Source organism: Mycobacterium sp. E1715 (genome assembly GCF_001667625.1).
Lineage (GTDB): Bacteria > Actinomycetota > Actinomycetes > Mycobacteriales > Mycobacteriaceae > Mycobacterium.
Genome location: NZ_LZJJ01000047.1, coordinates 1 through 2,927 on the forward strand (window position 1 = coordinate 1; position 2,927 = coordinate 2,927).

General features: G+C 70.1%; 2 protein-coding genes. Both read right to left on the minus strand.

The window, feature by feature from the left end; translation table 11 throughout:
- Positions 1-153: GAF domain-containing protein (locus tag A9X03_RS29630; RefSeq protein WP_197696001.1), on the minus strand; the 153-nt coding region annotated here is incomplete at its 3' end.
- Positions 154-473: 320 nt separating this feature from the next.
- Positions 474-2,804: a DEAD/DEAH box helicase gene (locus A9X03_RS02685; RefSeq protein WP_068259571.1), complete on the minus strand. Its 2,331-nt coding sequence runs from the start codon at positions 2,802-2,804 to the stop codon at positions 474-476.
- Positions 2,805-2,927: the final 123 nt, after the last annotated feature.

Here is a 2,927-nt window from a genome sequence, read left to right on the forward strand (position 1 = left end):
CACCGTCTCGGCGATCGCGGTCCGGACCGCGGACAGATAGGGACTGCGGCGCAAGAACGTGGTGATGGGCACGAGGTTCTTGAGTTGGCGCCCCTGCGCCACCACGGTGGGTTCACCCCCCAGCGTCTCCACGAGCAACCAGTCGTGGCCCATGCGGTGAGATTTTACGGCGGGGGCCCGACTCCTCGGGACCTCGGGCCTATCGGCAGGATTCGAATCGGCCGCAGAAAACGCTATCGTTCTCTGCGCCAACGCCTTCGGGCCGCAACGCCGATGCCGATGAAGTTGCCATGCGGCCGCGGCCTTTGATAGTTTGCTGCTGCGCCCGCGCAGCCGGCCGCCAACCGCTCACCGGTGAGCGTTCGTCCGACCGTGCGACAGCACGCCGCCGTTTCTTCAAGCAGCAGGGAATGCGCGCTCGGGGCGGGTGTCACAGAGCGGATCCGCGGGGTCGACCGTCGAGGGGTCGGTCGTCATCCGCCGGGTTGCTCGGCGCGCGGCAACTGCGCCAGGACGAGTTCCAGCACCTGCACCGCGCCCGCCTTGTCGAGCGGGTCGTTGCCGTTGCCGCACTTGGGGGACTGCACGCAGGACGGACATCCCCGGGGGCACTCGCATGCCTCGATGGCGGCGGCTGTCGCACCCAGCCACGTGCCCACCTTGCGATAGCCGCGCTCGGCGAACCCGGCGCCGCCCGGATAGCCGTCGTACACGAAGACGCTGGGCAGGCCGGCCGGATCCGGTCCCACCGCGGTCGACAAGCCGCCGATGTCGCCGCGGTCGCAGCTGGCCACCAGCGGCAGCAGGCCGATCGCGGCGTGCTCGGCGGCATGCAACGATCCGGGGATCCTCGGTGCGTCAATACCCTTGCGCAGCAACGCTTCTTCGGTGATGGTGTACATCACCGCCGTGGTCGCCAGCGTCTGCTCCGGCATGTCCAGCTCGATGAAGTCGATCACCTCGCCGGAGAGCCGGCGGCGCAGGTAGCCCACCACCTGGTGGGTGACGGTGACCGGCACCAGACCCAGTGTGACGGGACCGTACTGCGCGCGTTCTCCGGTGCCGGTGACGGCGATGTCGGTGATTTCGCGGGCGAACGTGGCGTAACCGGGGTCCTCGGCGTGCACGAAGGCGATCGCGTCGTCGAAGTCCAGTGAGTCGACGACGTAGCTCTCCCCCTGATGCAGGTAGACGGCACCCGGGTGGACCGACGCCGGGGCCTGACTGACGCCCGTGCTGCCCAGCAACCGCCCGGTGTCGGCCTCCACGATCACGATCTGGCCGCCCGCCGAACCCCGGATGTCCACGGCGCCATGCGGTTCTAGGCCGGCCGCGGGAAAGTACTTGCCGTTGCGGCGACGCAGCAGGCCGTCGTCGAGCAGGCCCTCGGCCACCTCGATGGCGCCGAAGTCACGCACTTCCGCCTCCTCGAGCGGCATTTCGGTTGCGGCGCAGAGCAGTTGGGGTCCCAAGATGTAGGGGTTGGCGGGATCGATCACCACCCGTTCGACGGGCTTGCCCAGCAGCGCGGTGGGGTTGTGGACCAGGTAGGTGTCGAGCGGGTCGTCGCGGGCGATCAACACCACCAGCGCGCCCTGCCCGCGCCGGCCCGACCGGCCGGCCTGCTGCCAGAACGAGGCGACGGTCCCGGGGAACCCCCCGAGCACCACCGCGTCCAGTCCGGCGATGTCGACACCAAGCTCCAGGGCGTTCGTGGTGGCCAGCCCACGCAGCCGACCCTCGGCCAGGGCACGTTCCAGCGCGGTGCGGTCTTCGGCGAGGTAGCCGGCGCGATAGGAGGCCACCTTGCCGGAGAGCTCCGGGGCGATGTCGTCCAGCCGCGCCTGGGTGCCCAGCGCGGTCAGCTCCGCGGCGCGGCGCGAGCGCACGAACGTCAGCGTCTGCGCCCCCTCGGCGATCAGGTCGGCCATCACCCGCGCCGCCTCCGCGCCGGCGGAGCGGCGCACCGGTGCCCCGTTCTCGCCCAGCAGATCGGGCCGCAGCGCCGGTTCCCACAAGGCCACCGTCCGCGCGCCCTGCGGCGAGCCGTCCTCGACGACCTCCTCGACCGGATACCCGATGAGTTCGGCGGCCGTCGCGCCCGGCGCGTCCGTCGTGGCGCTCGCGAAGATCACCGTGGGCGCCGAGGAGTACCGCGCGCACAGTCGCAGCAACCGGCGCAGCACCATCGCCACGTTGGAGCCGAAAACCCCACGGTAGTAATGACATTCGTCAACGATCACGAATCGCAGGCCCCGCAGCAGCACCGCCCAGCGGGCATGGTTGCGCAGGATCGACACATGGATCATGTCCGGATTGGAAAACAACCATCGGGAGCGCTCGCGCGCGAAGCGCCGGACTTCCGGCGGGCTGTCGCCGTCGTAGGCGGTGGGCGCGACGTCATGGCACCGCGGGACGGCGCCCGCCAGCGTGTGGGCGGCCCGCAATTGGTCATGCCCCAGCGCCTTCGTCGGCGACAGGTACAGCACCCGGGCGCGCGGATCGGTGGCCAGCGCGTTGAGGACGGGAAGTTGGTAGGCCAGCGACTTGCCCGACGCGGTGCCGGTGCTCACCACCACGTGGCGGCCGGAGTGAGCCAATTCCGCGACCGCCGACTGGTGTGACCAGGGCAAAATGACGCCGCGGTCGGTGAAGGCGCGCACCACGTCGGGCTCGGCCCATGTCGGCCAGCGGTGCGGGCGGCCGCCGCGCGGCGGCAGCTCGGCGACGTGCCGCAACGGATGCTCGTCGGCGGCGGTACCGGCGACGGCGGCGGCGAGCAACTCGCTGCCGAAACTCGCCATCAGCACCCTCCTTGGACCCGGCTGAGCTCGCGTCCAAGGCGCAAGTCTGTCGCCGAAGCGATGAACATGGTTGACTATTTGCGGTCGCAGCTTCTGTGTTCGTGTCAAACTTTCGCAGGATCT

Excerpts from the sequence above, each read along its gene's own strand:
- A9X03_RS02685 (WP_068259571.1), bottom strand. The coding sequence starts at position 2,804 with ATGGCGAGTTTCGGCAGCGAGTTGCTCGCCGCCGCCGTCGCCGGTACC.